The organism is Flavobacterium hydatis (genome assembly GCF_000737695.1).
GTDB classification, from domain to species: Bacteria; Bacteroidota; Bacteroidia; order Flavobacteriales; family Flavobacteriaceae; genus Flavobacterium; species Flavobacterium hydatis.
Genome location: NZ_JPRM01000030.1, coordinates 16,030 through 37,735 on the forward strand (window position 1 = coordinate 16,030; position 21,706 = coordinate 37,735).

The following is a 21,706-nucleotide window of genomic DNA, read 5'->3' on the forward strand; positions in this document are numbered from 1 at the left end:
GTTTCTATTTTGGTAATTTAATAAAGAAGGTTGTACCTTTAGTCAGTTCACTTTCTATCCAAATGTTTCCTTTGTAATTCTCGACTATTTTTTTTACAATAGACAATCCGATACCTGTTGATTTTTTATTAGATGTAAAAGACTGAAATATTTTAAAAATTTTTTCCTGATTCTCTGCAGCAATTCCAGGACCATTATCCTTAATAGCAAAAATATAATGCTTTTTTTCCTCTTCAAAACTTATTTGAATAATTCCGAGAGGCTTATCAATATAATTCACCGCATTGCTGATGATATTTAGAAACAACTGTTGCATTCTAAATCGCTCAGCTTTGATTGTCGGTAGTTCTTTTTTTACTATAACTTCAATATTCTTAGGTATATGAATAATATCAATTATTTTATTGATTTCAACATTCAAATTAATATTCTCAGTAATCATCTCAATATCATCTACTTTAGAATAAGTTAGAATTCCTTCAATCAAATGATCCATTTTCTCGACTTTGTCTTCAATCATATCAAGATATTGACTCGTTTGCGCATTAAACTCTTTATCATTATCTTCTTTAATCCATGTAACTAAAGAATGTATGCTCTGTAGTGGTGACTTTAAATCATGCGATACAATTTGAGCATAATCATTGAGCTGCTCGTTCTGTTTTTCTAATTTTTTAAGTAATTCTTCTTTTTGCAATTCTAGGCTCTTTTGTCGAGTTATGTCTAAATGTATAACTATCGAACCAATTACTTCACCATTTACATTATAATTTGGAGCGCCGCTAATTAACCAATATCTTGTCTCTCCTTTTTTATTGATAGAAGTAACTTCATACGAATCTGACTTACCTTTAACCCGTTCTTTATTTTTAAAATTTACTAATTTTTTATCCTCAGGATGCAACAAAATTTCAGATGCATTGTTGCCTAACAAATCAATTAAAGAGAAACCACTCATATCACAAAAAGACTGATTGGCTAATTGTATTACGTCATCCATATCTACTTCCAATAAACCCATATTCATATTGGCAATAATATTTCTATATTTTTCTTTTTCTGCTTCTAGACTTTCTTTGTACTTTTTCTTGATGGTAATATCTTCAAAACTCCATAAATGACCATCATTTTTCTTGCCTTTGGCTATCGGAATAAAACTCCTTTCGTAAACGCGTCCATCGGCCAATTCAATTTCTTCAGAAAAGACGTTTTTTTTATTTCTTAAAATTTCTTCTACCCTTTCAATAAATTCATCTGATCTTTTAAAAAAGTGTTTATTTTCTTCAGTAGCCATTTTAGAATCAAAACCTATCATCTCTTCTGGTTCTCCTTTAAAATCGAATAAATTACAAAACCTTTTATTGGCAATTAGCACCTTTCTATCCTCATCTTCTAGTAAAATGCCTGATTGAAGATTGGTTATTAATGACGTTAAACGATTCTCAGAATCTATAAGCTGTTGATTGAACTCTTTTTCTTGGCTTATATTTTCTTCGATAGCAAAATATTTAATCACCTCTCCTTGTTTGTTATGAAGCGCCTGTCCTTGTACTCTAACCCAGTATTTCTTTTTATATTTTGTATAATTTAAGATCTCACAAGTAAAAGGAAGTCCTTGTTTTATTTGATTCTTTAAATAAGCAATCGTTTTTGGATTGGTTGCTTCACCTTGTAATAAACGACCAGGACTCTTACCAATCAATTCTTCCTTGGAGTAGCCAGTCATTGTGGTAAAACTACTATTGGCCCACTCAATTTTACCTTCACTGTCGCAAATAATGACTGCACTAATATTTTTATCTGCTATCGAGGAAAGTAATAAAAGTTGTTCTTCTTTTTGTTTATCTTCAGAAATATCCTCAATCATTGCAAAATATTGAATCACCTTTTTGGAGGAATCAAAAATGGGTTGTCCCACTGTTTTAGACCAAAAAGTGCCACCGTTTTTTTTAGCATGCAAAATTTCTACTTCAAAAGTATTTCCCTCGTAAAATGCATTGATCATTCTGTGGATCTCCTCTTTATTCGATAGAGCGTCCGAACCTACTTCAACAGGTGTTTTACCAATGATTTCATCGTTCTCATATCCTGTCAATTTAAGATATGCATCATTACACCAAAATATCTTTCCATCCGGATAAGTGAATACAATGCCGTTTTTATTCGTTTTTGCTACCAAGGACAACTTATTTAGCTCTTCTTGATTTCTTTTTTGTTCTGTAATATCTCGTCCATAGATATTTACACAGCCCTCTTGTTGCAGACTTTTACAAACAAAAGAATAGCACTTACCATTATTCTCCGCCTCAAACATCCATCTTTCTTTTCTCTTATCAATTTGATGAATGATAAATTTTAAAAAATCCTCAATTTCATAATCAATTCCCTGAAATATAAGATTTTTTAAATCTTCGGCTGCTGGATTCATTTTTAATAGATGTCCCTCAAAATCAATCCGAATTAATGGATCTGGACTTTGAGTAGTAAAAAGAGCAATATCAACAATTTTCTTATTGGCTTCTTTTAATTGATTTTCTTGCTGATGTATTGTATTCAAAGAATTTTGTAATGCTGCATCGTAGTTAGCGAAATCATAAAGAGAGATTTTTTTTTCTTCAAAATAATTCAAGGAAGTATGCGATAGGCTACCTATAAATAAATAGCCACTTTCATAGTTTTCAAATTGTCCTCGAAGCGAAATTTTATCTTTAACAGATTCTATTATAACTAATTGATTGGTAACTTTATAAAAATTGTCAACATTTAGCTCTTCGATAAATGGATTGGTAATTGTAAATGATCTCAGGAAATATCCTCTGCATTTTAAGTCCGGAAGTACTTTGATTAAACCTTCACCTCGGTCTTGAATAAGTAAGTTGTGGTCTAGTAAAACATAAAAAGGGAAAATCCTATTGAATGTTTCACTATCAAAATGAAATTGAGAATTTTCCATGTTGTTACCTCCTTAGTTTTAAAAATTTCATGAATACGGCATCTGGATACATTCTATTATTTCGAATGTTTTTGATTACGAAAAGTAGATAAGACTACTGCTAAACCCAACTCAAATTCCAGCTATTCAACTCTTTTAGAATTGTAACGTAAAGTACTACTTTTTTTCTTACACTACAAATGTTTTAAATCTCAAGTGGTTTTCAATTTGTTTATGACATAAAAAACAAAAAATATTTTAAAGCTTTAATTCTTATCTCTAGTACTAGATTCAAAAAATAACGCTACTTATTTTTACTGAGAAATTAATTCATTCGTGCTCCAATAGTCTAGTATTTTTTTTATCCTATCTACATAATCCTCATATTTCAAAGGCTTTAAAATGTAGCCCGCAATACCTATTTTATAACACTCCATCACGTCTCTATGATTGTTAGAAGTAGTTAAGATAATTGCTGGTATATATTTTAATACATCATCTGCTTTTAAGATAGATAAAAACTCGATACCGTTTAGTTTAGGCATATTAAGGTCTAAAATAATAACATCTGGTATTATTTCTTTCCTTTTTAATAGATCAACTGCTTCTTCTCCATTATTTGCTTCAATGATTCGATGATTGAGTTCTAAACTTTTTAGTACTCTATTGAATTTCATTACTTCAATTGCATCATCTTCTATTAATAGTATATTCAACGATTTTGCCATTTTATTAATTTTAAAGTTTGATGCATACTTATTCAACTTCAAAGGTATTTTATTCCTTTTAAAGCAAGAGTCTTTTTTAGTTAATTCATAATATAGTGTAGACAACTGCAAAAAAAGTGTCGACGAATGGTATTTTATATGTAATTCATTCATAAAAAATATCCGGAAGCCAGTAAAAAACGACATCTAAAAAGGGATCCTAATACTTCAATCTAATTTTTATCGAATAGCCATTGCATCTGATTTTTAAAATTTCTTATATATAAGTAGAACGTCTGTAACTATATAATAAGTAAACTGAATATTAAAAAAAACAAAAAAAAGGACGATTTCCATTTTTAATATTAATTTATCGACACAAAATCATAATCAACTGTAATTCAAGCATAAAGATTGATTATTGATCGACAACAAACTGCTATTCATCGAAAAAACAAAAAACAATTCTTATAATCGTCTTAGATTTGTGTCAGAATTAAGGAACAAAAAAAATAAAAATTAATAAAATAATTATTTCCAAAAACAATTTAACAATGTCAGCAGTGATTGCAACTTCGATAGATAATCTATTCGATTTAGTAAACACTCAAAATTAAAACTATTTATCAACAAGAAATGAAGTTTCATTCAAATACCACTGAAAAATGAAAACAGCAATTACTTTAGCAAACACAATTCCTATTGGAATCAAATCTGAGCACTATTTAGTATTCTCCATGATTATTATAACTATTGGAAAAAACCTAGAGCCAAAGATCCCTATCGAAGCAAACACTTTGATTATGATTTTTTTAGCCATTTCATTAATCGGAATAACACTTCAAATTGTTAATAACCGTTTAAAAAAGAAAATTTTATTCGATACATTTCAAAAACGGTATTAGTTACCATAAGTTATAGTATCAAGCAAAGAATTTTTTATAAGTTATTTGAAAAATGACAAACTAAAACTAATTTTTGTTTCATTTTTGCCACTGCCATTACCCTGTTTGCGCCAATATTGTTCCACTATTGCAGTTACTTCCAGAATTACATTGCCATTTATTGTTGTACTTTGCGCTTTTAAAAATCAATTTTGAAATTGCCTACACCTTCAAAAAAGACTTGCTAAGTACCAAAAAATATTACCACCTTTTTTGCCCAAAAAGCTCTGAGCTTTTATCCAAATTAAAATCATTAAAAGGCGATGTAATTCTAGTGAAGTGCTATTTTCTTGCTTCACAAACAAATTTTCGATACTACTTTTATTAAAAGAAAAAGTAAAATGCTTGTTGTAGGCTGATAAAATCTTCCGTCAAAAATTAACAGTTATACTCTTTTGGTAAAACAAAACAAAAGCAAGCACCTTTTTTATTATCTTCTCTATTCTTCAAATAAATAGTACCCACTACTCGATCTACTATGGCTTTTATTGTTGACAAGCCAATACCGGCATTTTTACCATATTTTGAGTTAACTGTTTCAAACAACTCAAATACTTTTAACCAATATTTTTCTGGTATACCTGGCCCATCATCTTCATAAACAAAAGAATAATTAGTTTCATTTTCTGTTAGTGAAATCCAAACATTACATTCTTCTTTGTCGGTATGTTTCGTTGTATTTGATAAAAGATTTTGAATAATTTGAACAAAACCTATTTTTGAATGCCTTATAAAGGTATCGCAATTCCTAAAATTTATATGAGTCGGAATATGTAAAGCACCATTATTAACTATATATTGAATAGTGCTTTCGACATTAAAATCTTCAAAACAAATTTGATCGTTACTAACTTTTGTATATTCTAAGATTCCATTAATTAAGAAATCCATGTATTCATTTCGAGAATAAATTAAATCGATGCAAGCTTCTAATTCTGTGTCTTCAAGGAGTGTTTTATAATCTTCTTTTATAAAAATTAATAATGAATTTATACCTCGTATTGGTACTTTTAAATCATGAGTAAGCCGATAAGCAAATTGGTCCAACTGCACATTTTTTTTAATAATTTCATCATTCAAATCTTCTAAAAATCTATTTTTTTTACGAAGTTCAAATTGCGAAATCACTTGATTGGCCAATGCCTTTAATGATTCTTGTTGGTTCTCTGTAAGACCTTCTCTTGGTTTTGTATCAATAACACAAAGCGTCCCTAAAGAATAACCGTCTTTGGTATTTAACGGAGCGCCTGCATAAAACACTACGTTTGGGTCATTAATTGTTAACGGATTATCATGAAACCTTTCGTCTTTAGTGGCATCCGGAATAATAAATAATTCATCCGGTGTGTTTATTGCATGTGCACAAAAAGCAAAATCCCTTGGAGTTTCGGTTGCATTTAAACCATGATGCGATTTGAACCATTGTCGATTATGATCAACTAAAGTGACCAATGCGATGGGTGTACCACAAATTTGTGCTGCTATTTTGGTTAAGGCATCATACTCATCTTCAGGCAATGTATCTAGTATTTTATAAGCATCTAAGGCTTCGAAACGAAGATGCTCGTTATCAGGTATTTCAGGTTTTTGCATATAACTGAATTTTTATTTTTTTCTATTATAACAAACGTAATTATGTAAGGAAGTTCTATTTCTTTTAACGATAAAAATAACTAATTTTCCTTAATAATATACCTAATTATTTTAAAACTAGCCTACATATAAAATTCAATCTTGTTCAAAGCGAATTTGTTTGTATCAAAATGAGGCTTCATTTTGTTCTTACTATCCCGTTTACCCTAATGCTAATTTAAATATATTAGTTTTTTTTTCTTACAAATTATCAAAAGGTTTTCTATTTAATCGGATATATATTCCTTCAATAACTCAATTCTACATAAACAGGCAAATGGTCGGATGGATATTTTAAGTCTTTTGAATCACTTAAAACAGCAAATTTTTCTACTTTAAAACCAGTATCTTTAGATATCAAAATATAATCCAGCAATCGTGTTACGGGTTCATTGTGCTTAAAACCGTTAAAAGTTCCAGAAGGACCAAAAGGTAGTGTTTTTGAAACTTCTCTGGTATCTTTCATTTCTTTCTTTAGAAGAAAAATGCCCTCTGATTCAGGCTCTGAATTTAAATCTCCAGTAAAAATGACCGAATAATTTTTATTATTCACTTCTTTAATTTTAGCAAGAATAAGTTTTATACCATTTATTTTTGCCTGTTCACCAACATGATCTAAATGGGTATTGAAAATCCAGAAAAGCTGCTTTGTTTTTAGATCTTTAAACAAAGCATAGGTGCAGACTCTTTTATATGCCGCATCCCAACCCAAAGAAATTTCACCGGGTGTTTCTGAAAGCCAAAATGTGTTATTTAAAAGCATTTTTAAACGCTCTCTATTATAAAAAATAGTAGAGGATTCCCCTTTTCCAACACCTTCTCTTCCTATACCAACAAAACTGTATTGAGCAAGGTTACTTGCAATATCATTTACCTGATTTGGTGCCGCTTCCTGAATTCCAAATACATCGGGCTGATAAAACTGAATTTGGGATGTAAAAAAATCTTTGCGGTGGCTCCAGTCATTATCACCATCAACTGCTAGGTCTACACGAATATTGTAAGTCATTATTTTTAAATTCTGTCCATTGATTTGCATGGCCAAAAGAATCACTATCAAAAATTTTACTTTTCTCATAACTTTATTTTTATTCTGTATTGAATTAATTTATTTTTAAATCTTTAAAATTGATTTCTTATTTTCTATTATTTGCCAATAAAAACGCTGCTCTAATTATAAAGAGCAGCGTTCAAAAAAATAAAAAAACAAAACTAATCAATATGACCTTTTTGCTAATTTGCTAAAAGCCACATTGTCTTATTAATTTCATCATAACCTCCAAATTGACGGTTTAAGGCCTCCATCAACTTTTGACTGTTATAATTCAATTCCGAAGAAGGATATAAATATCTTATAGGCATACTAGTAGGACTATTAACGTTTAGGTTTGTTGTCGGGTCAATATTAAAATCCGGGTATTTATTTCTTCTGTATTCAAAATACGCAGTTTCTGCATCAACTAAAAAATTGAGCAAATATCGCTGCATCCAAACTTGCTTCAATTGCGTAGCTGCATCTGCCGAAAATGCTGCTTCACCGATAAAATAAGTATCAATATCATTTTGCACAATAGGATTTCCATGTGCAAAAGAAGCATCTGTACTCATAAGATTTTTTAAGGCAGCTTTCACTCCATTTTCATAATAAAGCTGTGCATTTGATGCAGTAATCCAGCCTTTAATGCTCGCTTCGGCCAAAATCAGTTCCTGCTCTGCATAGGTAAGCAGCCTTCTTGGATCGCTATTTTGTTTGGTTTGGTATCGCAGGTTTATTTTAGAATATTTGCCACCTGCATAATTAGCGTTCATTAGTCCATAATCTAATGAAGTTTTTACACCAGTATAAGCCATAAAGCTGTTTTGAGCTAATCCTTTTGCAATTTGATCTGCTGAGGGTTCTGCAAAATAAAACAATCTTTTATCGTTTAGTCTTTTTAGATTGTCTACTACAATATCACTTAAAATAGTTCTTCCGGTAAACATATCATTTGTACTGTATAATGGATGAAGGTTTACGGTATTATACTCTAAGCCAAAATAATCAGAATCATCTTGAAGAAGTATATTTTCATTAACTATACTGGCAAATTTCTCTTTAATTTTTAAATCAGCATCACTCTCTTTTGCACTGAGAGTCATTAGAACTTTAAGTTCAAATGCATTGCAGGCTCTTCTCCATCTTTGAGGATTTCCTTTAAAAATGGTTGGATCTCCATCAAAAGTCAAACCTTGTGAGAATTCAAGACGTGCTTGTTCCAATTCACCAAGAATCCCCATAAAAACTTCTTTTTGAGCGTCGTATTTTGGTTTATAATTGCCTTGCAGTCCAAGATTTGCTTCACTGTATGGAATATCTCCCATCTTCATGGTAAGGATATAAAAAGTATACGCTCTTATAAAATGACCTATTCCTTTATATGAGTTTTCTGCCGGGCTGCCTTGAGCAGCAAGTAACATTTTATCAATATCAGGTAAAATGGTCATTTTGTTAAAACTTGAATTGGCTATTAAGTTATATTGAGTTCCTAATTGTCCTTCATTAGCATAACCAACATATTTTGGCAAAGCATTTTCAGAAATATATTCTTTTGAATCAGTGCCTTGATATTTAGCAATACTCAGAATTATATTTGTAGCTAATAGTGAAGCACTTACCTGGGTAGGCGTATTAGGGTTGGTATTGATTTCATCAAAATTACTACAGCCAGAAAACATTAGCATACCTGTAATTGCAACGATTATTTTTTTCATATCAATAATTTTAAATTATGTTTACTTTTAAATTTAGAATTCAAGCTTAATATTGCAACCTACAAAACGCTGTGAAGGATCGCTAAAATTATCAACTCCTCCATCTGGATCAGAATATTTAAAATCTTTTGCCCAAAGGAATAAATTTTGACCTATTGCTGATACTGTAGCATTTTTTGCTTTTATAAAACTATATACTGACTTAGGAACACTATAAGTAAGTGAGACTTCTCTTAATTTCAAAAAAGTAGTGCTGTAAGTATCCGCAGGAGATGAATTACCTCCCCAGGCTGTACCTTTATGAATTCTTTTTACATAGTTCTCATAAGTAACAGGAACATCATTTGAAGCATATTGTCTGGTATCACTGGTAATATTTCCGTAAGCATTATAAGTTACTGCACCTGAAATTACTTTTACTCCATCTCCTACATAATTACTTGTACCGGTAGTAATATCTTTGTAACGAATATCATTTACAGAGTCAGGATGGTTTCCAGACTGCCACATATACATTTCGGTTGTAGTTTGTGCCAAACCTCCTACCCGTCCATCAACAGAAATATTCAAAGTGAAATTTTTATAACAAAGTGAAGATGTCAGCCCCCAAATCCAATCAGGATCACCATATCCATAAACGGACTCATAAGGAGAATAGACCGGTAGCCCATTTTCATAAATAACAGCACCATTTACACTTTTCTGAAAATCGTTTAAAACAAAAGCATCAACTCTGTTTCCAACTTTTACCCAGGGTCTATCTGCCGAAAATTCTTTGTCCAACTTGGTATAATAGCGTGCATATTTAGACCAGTTTGCCATTACATCCCATTGCCAGTCTGAAGTTTTTATTGGTGTAAAGTTTAGTGTAAGTTCAACTCCTCTTCGGGTAATTTCCTGATCTATATTGATATAATTTGAGCTAAAACCTGATGCACTGCTGACATTGGTAGCGGTTAAAAAGTCGTACATTCTCTTTGAATAATAAGTAAAATCAAATGACAAACGTTTTTTAAACAAATTGGCAGCTGTTCCCATCTCCCATGTACTGGCTGACTCGGGTCTAACTTCGTTTCCACGGATAACATCAGGATAAGATGCCGAGTTTAAACCTCCCCAGGAATTGGTTGTAATATTGTAAACCGAATTAATATCATAAACTCCTGCCGGGGTTTTAGATGAAGTCCAGGAACCGCGAAGTTTCCATAAAGTTAACCAATCAAATTTTGGTAAAACTTCTGAGACTAAAAAACTGCCTGAAACAGATGGATAAAGATAAGAACGTGTAGATTCAGGAAGAGTTGAACTCCAGTCCTTTCGTAAAGTACCTTCAAGAAAAGCCATTCCCTTCCACGATCCGGCAAGTCTTCCATAAAAACTGTTTACCTGTCTTTTATAAACAGAAGAATTCACAACAGCATTAGTAACAGAAGCCTTTAAAGAATAGAACCCAGGAACAGAAAGTCCTCCCTGGCTTCTGGCCTCAATACCTTCGTCCTGTGTATAATAAATAGTTCCTCCAAAAAGACCGTCAATATCAAAATCATTGATCTTTTTATTTCCATTTAAGATAAAATCAGTATTAGAACTATAACCACTTCCTAGGCCTTCATTATAAGATCCTTTTAGAGATTCACCCCAAATCTCAGTCCCGTTAAGAATAACTGTAGAGACACCGGCACCAACCAGAGACCCTTTTGAAACCCTAACTGTCTGTTTGTTATTATAGGTATCAAAACCAGTTCTGACAGTAGCATTAAGCCAGGGCGCTATTTCATAACTTGCCGAAACAAAACCGTTAAAAACATTGCGGTCTAAACTGTGTAATCTTTCAAATCTGTCAAAATAAGGATTATTATTTGTACCGGTATAACTGTTATTTTGCGACTCATTTTTTACAAGCCAGTAATCTTTATATTTTCGTATGTCGTAATCCGGAGATGACCAAACCAGAATATTATACATTGGATCATAGCCTTTATAACCATTAAATCCAATATTTGGCGAACTTTGCTTATTTATCGATATTGAAGATGATAATTTGAATTTATCTACACTAATATCTCCACCTAATGCATAAGTATATTTATCATATTGAGAATTTGGATATTGCCCTTTATTGCTAACCCAGGTTGCAGATGATCTAAGATTCCCGAATTCTCCTTGCTGTGTTACACTTAAGTTATTATTTAAAATGTAACCCTGATCCAGAAAGTTTTTAAAATTATCCTTTCCTACTGGTAAATAAGGCATCGATTTATACGATTTACTAACCGGATCCCACTGAACAACTTCTTGTCCTTCCATTGGTACTCCCCAAGAGCCTGTTCCCTTATACATATTGGTAGTAGCATCTATCTGTCTTCCAAAAGTCGTTTGGGTTTCGGGAATTGCCAGATAACCCGCTGTAAACATCGTACTGCTGTTTAACGATACCGTAAGGCCTTTTTTAGAACTTCCTTTTTTGGTTGTTACAACAATAGCACCGCTGGCGCCACGATAGCCATATAAGGCTGATGCAGTTGCTCCTTTGAGTACGCTTAAAGATTCTATATCATCAGCAGGAATGTCCCTGAGAGTCATGTTTCCATAAGGTACTCCATCAATAACTAATAAGGCACTTTCGCCTCGAATTTCAACAGTAGGGGATTCTGCAAATTCAGTACTGTTTTTTACAAGTAAACCTGATACTTTACCAGTTAATGACGTTGCAACATCTACACCTTTTACCGTTTGTACTGAAGAGCCATCGACTTTTTGTACAGCATATCCAAGAGCCTTTTCTTCTCGTTTAATTCCTAAGGCAGTAATTACTAACTCGTTTAGTGCTTCAGCTTCCTCTTCAAGGGTAATATTGATTGTCCTATCTTTTTCAACTTTTTGTTTAACGGTCTTAAATCCCATATAAACAAAAACTAGTATTTCTCCTTCTCCGGCCTCAATACTGTATTTTCCGTCTAAATCCGTTTGCACCCCTACTGATGTTCCTTCAATCAGAATTGTAGCTCCGGGAATTGGTTTACCTAAATTATCCGTAACTGTACCTGAGATTTTTATTTGCTTTGCGACATTTACTGCCTTTTTACCTTTAGCAGGATTATTCATTTTAAAAGTAATCAAACCATCATTTATCTGATAAGCAACTTTAAATTTAACAGCAGCTTCCTTAAGTAATGCTGCTATTGTTTGTGTTCCTGAACTAAAAGGAACTTGAGTTTTAAGTTTTGCAACCTCATCAGAATAAAGAAGTGAAAAATCAGTTTGACTTTCAATAGCTTTAAATAAAGCTTTGAGTTCATAAACATTTTTTGAAACTGATACTGGAGTAGATTCTGTGCTTTGCGAGGTAAATGCTGACGCAAATGTCACTTGTGTCCATAACGTAACCAAAAAAAAGAAAAGTATATTCTTTTTATTATTGTTTTTATTTGTTACAAGATACATAATTTGAATATATTTGTTTTATGTTAATTATTTGCAATTAATGTGACCCGATGATTGGTGGCCGCCATGTTCGGGTTTTTTTTATATTTTTTGAGTAGTTTTTCAGTTTTGCATAGGCGCTAGTTTTTACAGGGTTTTAGTTTAATTTTTATGGTGTCATTTTTAATTGTGCTATATTCCATATCATTAATGAAACGAATACTGCTTAAGATTTTTTCGATGTCATTGCCTGAGAAATTTCCACTAATAGTATTGCATTGATAAGGTTTTGAATCCAGTTTCAGTACCACATTGTATTTTCTCTGTAGTGTTAGCAATACCTGATCTATCTGAGCGTGATCAAAAAAGATTCTTCCCTCTCTCCATGCCAGGTAATTTGATGATTCGATATTATTAGATCTTATAAAAGCCCCTGAAACATCATCATAACTCACTCTCTGATTTTTAGTGATAATTTCGGATTTAGATGAATGCTGATCTGTAACTTTTACCTTTCCGGAAACAACCGTTACTGACGCAAGACCTTTTTCATAATTGGTTACAATAAATCTGGTTCCCAGAACCTGCGTTTTAAAATGAGCTGAAGAAATTATAAATGGATGTTTTTCTTTGTGTACAACTTCAAAATAAGCTTCTCCTTTTAAAGTAATTTCTCTGGAATCTTCTCCAAAGTGTTCCGGATAAACTATACTGCTTCCTGAGTTTAAATAAACCACTGAGGAATCAGGTAATCGTACATTTTTTTGCTCACCAAATTGTGCAGCAACAGTAATAAAATGATTCGTTTTAAAAATAGAATTAAAAGTAAACAGCAACGTTCCTAAAAGTATAACAGCCGCAACAGATGCCGAAATTCTATAATAATAGGTTTTCTTTTTTCTTTCTAAACGTTCTTCTATTTTAAGCAAAATACGATCTCCCAAAACATTATCAATATTCTGTTCTGTAATACCGTTATATTGAATTTTGTTAAAATAAGTATCTATTATTTTTTTTTCCTTTTCAGAAGATTTCTCTTCACTGTATCTTTTAAAAAGATGCTTGTACTGTTTTTGCATATGACTATTTAATAAGGTCTTTATTATATAGTACACGAAAAGCAGGCAGCACCTATAAAATTTTTAAAGGATTACAATTTGTTAACATTCTTAACAAAAAGCTTGAAAAGAACTCTAGCTAAGAACAAAAAATAAGGATGTCCAATAATTTAATGAAGTAATCATTTTCTGTCTTTAACATTTTTAAAGCCTTATTAATTTGATTTTCAACTGTACTTACTGATATCTTTTTATATTCAGCAATATCTTTAATGCTCAGCTTTTCATAAAATCTAAGATTAAAGATATCAAGGCACTTAGGAGGTAAAATTTCATGTGCCTTTTGTCTGACTTGCTCAACGATCTGCTCTTTTGGAAATTCAAAAAATTCTTCCTCATCTATCAATTGTATAGATTCTTCTAAAACTTGTAATTCAAAAACTGTTAGTTTCTTATATCTAAGCCTTTTAGCGCATTGGTTTCGAACTGCCTGAAACAAATATGCTGTATAATTTTGAATATCAGTATCATTCATTCGTACCCAAAAGTCAATAAATATTTCCTGAATAATATCTTCTGTTGATTCTTTATCACGCAAAATATTAAAAGCAAAAGAATAAAGGGCTTTCCAGTTCTGCTGGTAAACTTTATTGAAAACAGGTTTTTTGTCTAAAAAAGTATTGTATTCTGCGTTCACTACATTAGTTTTAGTTTACTGCAAAACTATATGGCCCTTACCTAACTTTACTATTTATCAATATGATATTTTTATTAAATTTTTAATTAATCAGAAAACAGGCTTGATAACTTAAAAATGATCTTGATAAAGAGGTAAAATGTTATAATAATAAGTTCTATAGAATCTGTAAGCATAAAATATAAGCCTTTAAGTAATTTTAAAATTAAACTATTAATTTACAGAATGATATAAACATAGTTATCCATTATCTAACCTCCTGAATCTTTCTAGGCATATGGATTTTAATCTTTGAGAATGACTTTTTTGTTAAATACTTTTATGACTGCACTTTATTGTATTAAAGATGCTGGACACTCAGATTTGGATCACAAAATTGAATTAATTCCATTCGATAAGTTAGAGTCATTTTAAAAAAAATATTTATATTAAGAAATCTTAAGTTTTTAAAAAGTATAAATGAAGTACTGTTAAAGGAACTACAATTAAAACTAAATGAAAAGACAATTAAATAATTTAAGCTCATGAATTTTTACATCAATCCCCAACGGAACATCCAAACCAAATTCATAAAGCCAATGGAAGAAAGACACTAAATATAGTAAGCTAATCTCTTCAAACCTCCATAAATTTTGTTGAAATTTATCCCGTTCCTGTCACCACACTGCCAAAAGGCGCCAATTGAAGACAATTGACGCCTTTTTTATTATACTTTATAAATTTATTAGTCTAAAGAGCCGCACTATGCTATATTTTATTGCATCAGTATTAAAAGGTGCGTATTTAGTAGTTCTGAAAGATACGTTCCAATGTTTAGATTCTTCATTTATTCTTTGCCGAAAGTACTAATAGCTTTAAGAGAATTGCAGCGTATGATATTAAAAAAAGTGATAATTTACAAAAAATACAACAATTGGCTTCGAATATGCATTTTTCAAAAGATAAAATAGGACCTTTAGGCGGCCCTTAGCCCTGATAACAGTGAAAATCTTTTTGTGCCAGTGTTCTGCGCAAAAGATTGGAACATAAAGCGGTAAGAGCTCCAAATAATAATAATAATAATAATAATAATAATAATAAACCTAAAAAATAATATTATCTACAATTGACGATGCTCACCACTCCAAAATAAATTCCGCCAACAACTCTTAACGCCTGATTAACTCAATACTCGATTACTCAAGCCCTGCAGAACGCTCCCGGCTTTTGTACAATCAAAAATAGAAAAACTTTATTTTTTCGACAGCAAAACAAAGATCCCTAAATGTCCGAAAATAGCTATTGCGTGCATTTAAATCGGCATAAGCGCAATGTTGAATCCTAGCATAAACCACAATCACAGCCCTTATCTTCATTATTTCTTCAATATCCCGATAACTTAAAGTAAACCTAACTTTAAAATATACTGCCAGCAGAATAATTGACTGAGGATAACAATGAACTTCGGTATTCATTTTTCGCTAGGTTTAAAATTATAAAGATAAAGTTATCCTAATGCGACAGAACCATTTTTTTCGATTTAAGACATTGTAAAATAAAAAAACAGCGCGAACGGCTGTTTTAATTTTTATGCGATATTACTATAAATCTATGATTTTCTTTAAATGTTAGATAGAATAATTAACCATCAATACATCTGGTATATTATCATAATACATTTTCTTGAGATTAAAATTTTTAGATACTTAAACTTCTTCCACTATCAATAATTTTCCCAGAACCAGCTGTGTGATCATTTAGAAAAATTTGGGCATCATTTTCAGTGTTGCTAAATCAGCATTATCTTTAGAAAGTTATACTTTTAAAATTCCAGAATTAAGGCCTATTATTTTAGAATTTTTATGAAAGTTTAATTTTATATTTTTCTTCTGCTGATGAAGGGCTTATTTTCTGCGTAAACTGTCCAATTTGGAACACTTTTTCAATAAACTCGATCTTTTGATCCAAGGAATTATTTTCATTTTTTAAGTGGACTGCAAAATGGTTTGTTAATTTTTGAATAATTCTGGAACTGATTAAATCCATTTGAACTTCATCAAAATTGATTATTTTCTTTTTTTGAAAAGCAAATTCAGCCGATACAATATCATTTAGTTTCGCTTTCAATGCATGGATGGTTGGCGCACATTTTCGGCCGTTTACCCAGGTATTCAGTTCTAATTTCAGATCATCAATAATAGCTTCTGCAGCTGGAATATGCTGTTTTCTTCTTTCCAGCGTGTCATCAGTAATTTGAGATAAATAATCCAGATGTATTAAAGTTACACCGGGTATTTCTTCTACATTAGTATTTACATTCCGTGGAATGGATAAGTCCAGAATCAATAATGGTTTATGTAAAGCAAGCGATGTTTTGTCAATAGTCGGGTTTTGTGCTCCTGTAGCTACAACCAGCACATCTGCCTGCTGTAGTTCTTCTTTCAAATCGTCGTAATCTTTTACAATAATATTGAGTTTTCCTGCCAATAATTCGGCTTTGTTTTTTGTTCTGTTTATAAGAGTAATATGGCTGTTTTTAGTATGTTTTACTAAGTTTTCACAAGTATTTCTTCCTATTTTTCCTGTTCCGAATAACAAAATATTTTTATTTTCAATATCTGCCACATTTCGTATAATATACTGCACTGATGCAAAAGAAACGGATGTTGCACCAGAAGAAATTTTAGTCTCTGTTTTAACTTTTTTGCTCGCTTGAATAACAGTATTTACCAAACGGTCCAGAAAAGTGTTTACCAAACCTTCTTGTTTACTATGATTAAAAGCGATTTTAATTTGGCTGATAATTTCGAAATCGCCCAGAATCTGACTGTCTAAACCTGTCCCTACCCTAAACATATGATTAACAGCTTCTTCATTCTTATATATATAAGCAGCCTGCTGAAACTCTTCAACAGAACCATTGCTATTTTCGCAAAGCAATTTGATGAGTTCATAAGGATGATGGGCAAAACCATAAATTTCAGTTCTATTACAAGTAGAAGTCACGATTAATGATTCTAAGCCTTCTGCTCTGGCTTGCATCAATAAATCAGATTGTGCTTGAGTATCTAAACTAAATTTTCCTCTAATTTCTGCATCTGCTTTCTTATAGCTTAGCCCTAATGCGTAAAAAGTGGTGGAACTGGACATATTAAAATTTTCCATATTTATGCTTTCCTTAAAAAGTTCAAAAAATTATTACTGACTAATTTATATATAACAACGCTAGAAGGACTTAATATATCGCTGTGGAATAAATTGATTCAAATTGGCAATTTTATATAATTTCCTGCCATTATACATTACATGAGAGTTTCAAAATATTTATATACTGATTCTATAATATTGTAAAGAATCCGGCACCGTAATAGTATTGAAATATAAAACGCTGCCTTTTTCAGGCAGCGTTTTGAGAAGAAAATTATTTTTGAACTATAGGAGTTCTCAATGATTCTAAAACAGCAACTATATCAGTATAAAGCTCTGTATTTGAAGCAACACCATTTGCATTGGCTGCAGCTCCAACATATCCTTCAAATTTTGTATAATCTGCACTGCTGGATTTTGTTCCCATACGAGGGTTTTTTGCAGGATCATGCGCCGCTGACATACTCAAGCCTGAATATGTATTTACAGCATTGGTACCTCCAGTGTTAAATGAAAAGAAATCAGTCAGATTATCTGATAATTTAGCAATATTGGTAGACTGGGTAGTTCCCGTTTCTGCTAATAAAGGAGCAAAATGTGCCTGCAGATTCCCTGAAGCATTCGATTGGATATCAGCAACAATCAATCCGATAGTTGAATTTACCACTTTGCGGAAACTCAAACGTCCCTGCTCAATCATCTGGCCGGAATTATCAGGATCAGAAACCATTTTAGTCCCGCCTAAGCGTTCATAAATTGATGCCTTTACAGGAGGTGCAGGGGTTTCGTCGTCATTACTGCTGCAGGAAATCATAGCTGCAGATGCAGCAAGCAATACACTAAGTGTAAGTTTTGAATAAATTTTCATAAATTTAAGGTATTAAAGGGTTAATTAAAAAAACGATTTATTTTTTGAGATAATTTATAACTCAAGCTATTTTGATTCATTGGGCAGACTTCTTTGTTTGCTAAATTTGCAGGTAGAATATAACGCTTAGCATCATAGTGTCTTTTAGACATCAACTCATTGAAAACTTTCTGTGAGTTTGTAATTTTATTATTGTGGAAATACACCACAACATTTCTTTTAACTATTATAGAGTCAGATGTCAGGCCTTTTATACTTCTTAAATCGGCACAGATTTGTCTGGCCTGCAGAGAATCGATATCTGATTGAAAATCGATTCTGCTTACCTGCAGATTTGGCGTATCATAAACGGGTGGTTTTACTGTTATAATGTGAAAAAGCAAAATGGCAATAAATAGCCCAAATATTCCGCTTAGTATAAAAAGTCCCTTTTTGATTATTTTATTAATTTTCATAATTTTTATGTTTTTAAAATTATCTACGTCTACTTAATCGCTGCGGTTTTAGAAATACTTGCAAATTGATCAATTTAGAATCGTTTTAAATACAGAAATTACCTAATAATTTAATAATAAAGGAGATACTAGAAAACTCTGGCAAGATTAAATCCAAAAAATATATCTCCTTTTCTCCAATCGCCTGTTGTTCTTCCCAGATATCCAGCTTCATCAATTGCCTGTGAACTGGTAAAATGCATCTGGAAAACATGCCCGCCTGTTTCTAAATCAAAACCGATAGACAGCGGGTTTTTATAAAGAGAATTCTGTGCCCTGTTTAAATGCGCTGCATAATCCATATTTAAAGACCAGCGTTTGGCGAATTTATATCTTCCTCCAAAACCTATAGCATATTGAGTATTGCTTTGGTCAACGTCGTCAACAAAATTCTGGTGAAAGAATGACGGCACAATTTCTAAAGACAGCTTTTCAGAAAATTTTCTGGAAATCAGCAGCTGTGCTACATAAGTAAGCCTGTCTTTAAATTCAAGTTTAGGGTACAAGCTTTCTTTTAACGTGTTATTAATAGACAAACTATTGAACCCGGCTATAGTGACGGGAAAACCATCTTTTATTTGAGGTAATAGCATATACTTTGTTGCAAAGTCATATGCAAATTCACTTCTGGCCGCACTTACATTAAGTCCATTTGTCAAACCGTAAATAAATTTAATTTGTGTATTGGCATTATCCAGTCCGTAGAAACCTTCAAAACCATCTTTAATGGATCCGAATCGGTGTGCAACAACAAAATACAAATCACCTTTTGCGGCCAATTTTGTAGACTCAAGATTAACAATTTTCAGGGCTTTGAATGCAGATGTCACTTTTTCTTTTGTAGAAGGAGTTTCTACTCCAGAGAGCAAATCGGTTTGGGAGAAGCTTAACAGCGGAAATAAAAAAAATAATAGAATAAAGTTTTTCATGAGGTTAGTTTTAAATTGTTATTTGTATTAGTGTACAACTGAAGATTGGTCTATTTTAAATTCCTGGAGCAATTCGTCATATCCTAAAAAACGCCCTTTAATCTTGAGAGTTTTCCCGGATGTAATATTTTGAGGCAAACGGTTTTTGAATGTCACAAATATTTTTTCGCTCATAACAATTCCATTACCAGCTTTATCAATACTTGTTACTGGTGCAGATAATTCAATTGTTTTGTCCTGATATTTGATGTAAGCCAGACTATCGTTTGAAGCAAACTCTCTTTCTAGTTCGTTAACGGTTACAACATAATCGGCAGTTTCTGATTCTATATCCCTATGCCCTTTGTAGATGTAGAAGAAAGACAAAATTCCGATTATTATAAAAAGGGAAATTGTAGTTAGTATTTTTTTTCTCATAACTGTTTTTTAGTATTTGGATTATCTACGTTAAAAAATACCTATTGGATTTAAACCATTAAATATGCCTTTTGTTAAATCTGTATTATGCTTTTCAACGTATATGATTTTGAAATGCCTGATGATTCTTAAAATCATGCCTTTATTTATAACTAAAAACCAATCTTATGAATCTAAAAACACTTTTCGTTATCTCATCATTAGCTTCAATCTTTGTAAGCTGCGCCAACGATGATCCAAGCACCTTAATGGACCCCACACCCATTAATGGTCTGGCAACGTACAGCCAAAATGTAAAATCTATTATTGATAATAACTGTGTTGTATGCCATGCAGCAGTTCCTAAAAATGGAGCGCCTATGTCCTTAGTTACTTATGATCAGGTGAAAAATGCAGTTTTAAATCGAGGATTGCTTACACGAATTTCTTTAGAAAATGGAGATAGTTCCTTAATGCCGCAGGGCGGACCAAGATTACCTCAAACCACTATAGATATTATAAATAAATGGAATCAGGATGGATTATTAGAAAAATAATCTAGAACAAGATCATGAGGAAAATCATAATAATGCCAATGCTATTGGCTTCTTTTATTGTTTTTTCGCAAGAAAAAATAGTAACTAAATCTGCAGCAATAACGCTCGAAGCTTCAGTACCTTCTTTTCAGCCGGTTGCAGGAACTAACAGCAATGTAACTTTTGTTTTAAATCCCGCAACAGGAGAAGTGGCAAGCCTTGCTTTAATGAAAGGATTCCAATTTGAAATGGCTTTGATGGAAGAACATTTTAATGAAAATTACATGGAAACCGATAAGTATCCAAAAGCCGTTTTTAGAGGCCAAATTGAGGGGTTCGACATTAAAAGTCTAACAGAAGATTATAAAGATTATATCATAAAAGGGAAGTTAGAACTTCACGGTAAATCTAAAGATATAAAAGCCGCTGCAAAAATTACCAAGACGGGGCCGCGAATCACCATCATTTCTGATTTCGCCGTAAATGCCAGTGATTTTAGCATCCCTATCCCATCGCTTATTAAGTATAAACTGGACGATAAGGTAAAGGTTCAAATTATTGCGGTTTTAAAATAAATGCTAAACCAGATAAATCTTATCCACTAAAAACAATGTAAAGCCAAAAAACTATGAAAAAAAACATACTCATTGCAATGCTATATGTCTGCGCTATTGGCCTCTCACAAGAAAAAATGATCAGTAAATCAGGAAAAATTACTTTTGAAGCATCCGTTGCTTCTTTTGAAGAAGTCAAGGCCACAAATACTAATGTTACTTTTGTCCTGAATCCTGCAACGGGCGAAATTGCAAGTTTAGCCTTAATGAAAGGATTTCGATTTAAAGTCGCTTTGATGGAAGAACATTTCAATGAAAATTATATTGAAAGTGACCGCTATCCAAAAGCATTCTTTAAAGGAAAAATAGAAGGATTTGATCTTCAGAGCCTAACGGTAAATCCTAAAGATTTTATCATTAAGGGTAAATTGGAACTTCACGGAAAATCTAAGGATGTAAGCACCACAGCAAGGATAAGCAAATCAATATCAGGAGTTAGTATTTTATCTGATTTTAGTGTAAATGCCAGTGATTTTAATATTGCAATACCAAGCCTTGTTAAAAGCAAAGTTTCTAATAAAATAAACATTCAAGTTGCAGCAGTATTAGGAGCAAACAGACAATAACTACCAAAAAAACTTAAAAAGTCAATTATTCAT

Annotated in this window: 17 protein-coding genes and 1 pseudogene; 4 read left to right on the forward strand and 14 right to left on the reverse strand. The window is 31.9% G+C overall.

All coding sequences use genetic code 11. The features are described 5' to 3' along the window. Nucleotides 1–4: 4 nt before the first annotated feature. From IW20_RS25465 to IW20_RS17790, 3 genes and pseudogenes are all read right to left on the reverse strand, one after another. Nucleotides 5–2,629, reverse strand: coding sequence for a PAS domain-containing sensor histidine kinase (locus tag IW20_RS25465; protein WP_240478510.1), 2,625 nt, complete (start codon nucleotides 2,627–2,629; stop codon nucleotides 5–7). Nucleotides 2,630–2,716: 87 nt separating this feature from the next. Continuing rightward, nucleotides 2,717–2,953 (reverse strand): annotated as a pseudogene (locus IW20_RS26950) (hypothetical protein); the annotation flags it as partial. Nucleotides 2,954–3,246: 293 nt separating this feature from the next. Then, complete coding sequence (locus tag IW20_RS17790; RefSeq protein WP_035625496.1) at nucleotides 3,247–3,660, reverse strand: response regulator; 414 nt, start codon at nucleotides 3,658–3,660, stop codon at nucleotides 3,247–3,249. 644 nt (nucleotides 3,661–4,304) lie between these two features. On the opposite strand from IW20_RS17790, the gene IW20_RS17795 reads away from it, so the two are divergent. Further along, on the forward strand, nucleotides 4,305–4,544 hold the full coding sequence (locus IW20_RS17795; protein ID WP_035625440.1) for a hypothetical protein: 240 nt from the start codon (nucleotides 4,305–4,307) through the stop codon (nucleotides 4,542–4,544). Nucleotides 4,545–4,961: 417 nt separating this feature from the next. Here the strand turns inward: IW20_RS17795 and IW20_RS17800 are convergent, their stop codons facing one another. From IW20_RS17800 to IW20_RS17855, 11 genes are all read right to left on the reverse strand, one after another. Next, nucleotides 4,962–6,176: a sensor histidine kinase gene (locus IW20_RS17800; RefSeq protein ID WP_035625441.1), complete on the reverse strand. Its 1,215-nt coding sequence runs from the start codon at nucleotides 6,174–6,176 to the stop codon at nucleotides 4,962–4,964. 286 nt (nucleotides 6,177–6,462) lie between these two features. Further along, nucleotides 6,463–7,293, reverse strand: a complete 831-nt coding sequence (locus tag IW20_RS17805) for an endonuclease/exonuclease/phosphatase family protein (protein ID WP_035625443.1) — start codon at nucleotides 7,291–7,293, stop codon at nucleotides 6,463–6,465. A 155-nt stretch (nucleotides 7,294–7,448) separates the two neighbouring features. After that, entirely contained in the window at nucleotides 7,449–8,966 is a 1,518-nt protein-coding gene (locus IW20_RS17810; protein WP_035625445.1) for a SusD/RagB family nutrient-binding outer membrane lipoprotein, read from the reverse strand. A gap of 33 nt (nucleotides 8,967–8,999) precedes the next feature. Next, the gene (locus IW20_RS17815) at nucleotides 9,000–12,410 is read right to left on the reverse strand and encodes a SusC/RagA family TonB-linked outer membrane protein (RefSeq protein ID WP_081912508.1); all 3,411 of its coding nucleotides are present in this window, start codon (nucleotides 12,408–12,410) and stop codon (nucleotides 9,000–9,002) included. 119 nt (nucleotides 12,411–12,529) lie between these two features. Then, on the reverse strand, nucleotides 12,530–13,468 hold the full coding sequence (locus tag IW20_RS25470) for a FecR family protein (protein ID WP_051885885.1): 939 nt from the start codon (nucleotides 13,466–13,468) through the stop codon (nucleotides 12,530–12,532). A 118-nt stretch (nucleotides 13,469–13,586) separates the two neighbouring features. After that, a complete protein-coding gene (locus IW20_RS17825; protein WP_051885890.1) occupies nucleotides 13,587–14,144 on the reverse strand; it encodes an RNA polymerase sigma factor in 558 nt (185 codons plus the stop codon). A 1,839-nt stretch (nucleotides 14,145–15,983) separates the two neighbouring features. After that, a complete protein-coding gene (gene hemA / locus IW20_RS17835) occupies nucleotides 15,984–17,288 on the reverse strand; it encodes a glutamyl-tRNA reductase (protein WP_035625447.1) in 1,305 nt (434 codons plus the stop codon). Nucleotides 17,289–17,544: 256 nt separating this feature from the next. Further along, the gene (locus IW20_RS17840; protein ID WP_035625449.1) at nucleotides 17,545–18,138 is read right to left on the reverse strand and encodes a globin family protein; all 594 of its coding nucleotides are present in this window, start codon (nucleotides 18,136–18,138) and stop codon (nucleotides 17,545–17,547) included. 20 nt (nucleotides 18,139–18,158) lie between these two features. After that, nucleotides 18,159–18,593 carry a hypothetical protein gene (locus IW20_RS17845; protein WP_035625451.1) on the reverse strand — a complete coding sequence of 145 codons (435 nt, stop codon included), beginning with the start codon at nucleotides 18,591–18,593 and terminating at the stop codon, nucleotides 18,159–18,161. Nucleotides 18,594–18,721: 128 nt separating this feature from the next. Continuing rightward, the gene (locus IW20_RS17850; protein ID WP_035625453.1) at nucleotides 18,722–19,561 is read right to left on the reverse strand and encodes a DUF5777 family beta-barrel protein; all 840 of its coding nucleotides are present in this window, start codon (nucleotides 19,559–19,561) and stop codon (nucleotides 18,722–18,724) included. Between the two features lie 27 nt (nucleotides 19,562–19,588). Continuing rightward, nucleotides 19,589–19,978, reverse strand: a complete 390-nt coding sequence (locus IW20_RS17855) for an OB-fold protein (RefSeq protein WP_035625455.1) — start codon at nucleotides 19,976–19,978, stop codon at nucleotides 19,589–19,591. A gap of 167 nt (nucleotides 19,979–20,145) precedes the next feature. Here IW20_RS17855 and IW20_RS17860 point away from each other — a divergent pair, with 167 nt between their 5' ends. The 3 genes from IW20_RS17860 to IW20_RS17870 are packed head-to-tail and all read left to right on the forward strand — an operon-like array spanning nucleotide 20,146 to nucleotide 21,673. Beyond that, the gene (locus tag IW20_RS17860) at nucleotides 20,146–20,514 is read left to right on the forward strand and encodes a hypothetical protein (RefSeq protein ID WP_035625458.1); all 369 of its coding nucleotides are present in this window, start codon (nucleotides 20,146–20,148) and stop codon (nucleotides 20,512–20,514) included. Between the two features lie 14 nt (nucleotides 20,515–20,528). Next, nucleotides 20,529–21,068, forward strand: a complete 540-nt coding sequence (locus tag IW20_RS17865) for a YceI family protein (protein ID WP_035625460.1) — start codon at nucleotides 20,529–20,531, stop codon at nucleotides 21,066–21,068. A 53-nt stretch (nucleotides 21,069–21,121) separates the two neighbouring features. After that, nucleotides 21,122–21,673, forward strand: coding sequence for a YceI family protein (locus IW20_RS17870; protein ID WP_035625463.1), 552 nt, complete (start codon nucleotides 21,122–21,124; stop codon nucleotides 21,671–21,673). Nucleotides 21,674–21,706: the final 33 nt, after the last annotated feature.

Bases quoted from the DNA above. Each gene is read 5' to 3' on its own strand.
- IW20_RS17850 (WP_035625453.1), bottom strand. From the start codon at position 19,561: ATGAAAAACTTTATTCTATTATTTTTTTTATTTCCGCTGTTAAGCTTC.
- IW20_RS17790 (WP_035625496.1), bottom strand. From the start codon at position 3,660: ATGGCAAAATCGTTGAATATACTATTAATAGAAGATGATGCAATTGAA.
- IW20_RS17855 (WP_035625455.1), bottom strand. From the start codon at position 19,978: ATGAGAAAAAAAATACTAACTACAATTTCCCTTTTTATAATAATCGGA.
- IW20_RS17840 (WP_035625449.1), bottom strand. From the start codon at position 18,138: ATGAAAATTTATTCAAAACTTACACTTAGTGTATTGCTTGCTGCATCT.
- IW20_RS17815 (WP_081912508.1), bottom strand. From the start codon at position 12,410: ATGTATCTTGTAACAAATAAAAACAATAATAAAAAGAATATACTTTTC.
- IW20_RS25470 (WP_051885885.1), bottom strand. From the start codon at position 13,468: ATGCAAAAACAGTACAAGCATCTTTTTAAAAGATACAGTGAAGAGAAA.
- IW20_RS17810 (WP_035625445.1), bottom strand. From the start codon at position 8,966: ATGAAAAAAATAATCGTTGCAATTACAGGTATGCTAATGTTTTCTGGC.
- IW20_RS17865 (WP_035625460.1), top strand. From the start codon at position 20,529: ATGAGGAAAATCATAATAATGCCAATGCTATTGGCTTCTTTTATTGTT.
- IW20_RS17795 (WP_035625440.1), top strand. From the start codon at position 4,305: ATGAAAACAGCAATTACTTTAGCAAACACAATTCCTATTGGAATCAAA.
- IW20_RS17845 (WP_035625451.1), bottom strand. From the start codon at position 18,593: ATGAAAATTAATAAAATAATCAAAAAGGGACTTTTTATACTAAGCGGA.
- IW20_RS17800 (WP_035625441.1), bottom strand. From the start codon at position 6,176: ATGCAAAAACCTGAAATACCTGATAACGAGCATCTTCGTTTCGAAGCC.
- hemA (WP_035625447.1), bottom strand. From the start codon at position 17,288: ATGGAAAATTTTAATATGTCCAGTTCCACCACTTTTTACGCATTAGGG.
- IW20_RS17805 (WP_035625443.1), bottom strand. From the start codon at position 7,293: ATGAGAAAAGTAAAATTTTTGATAGTGATTCTTTTGGCCATGCAAATC.
- IW20_RS17860 (WP_035625458.1), top strand. From the start codon at position 20,146: ATGAATCTAAAAACACTTTTCGTTATCTCATCATTAGCTTCAATCTTT.
- IW20_RS17870 (WP_035625463.1), top strand. From the start codon at position 21,122: ATGAAAAAAAACATACTCATTGCAATGCTATATGTCTGCGCTATTGGC.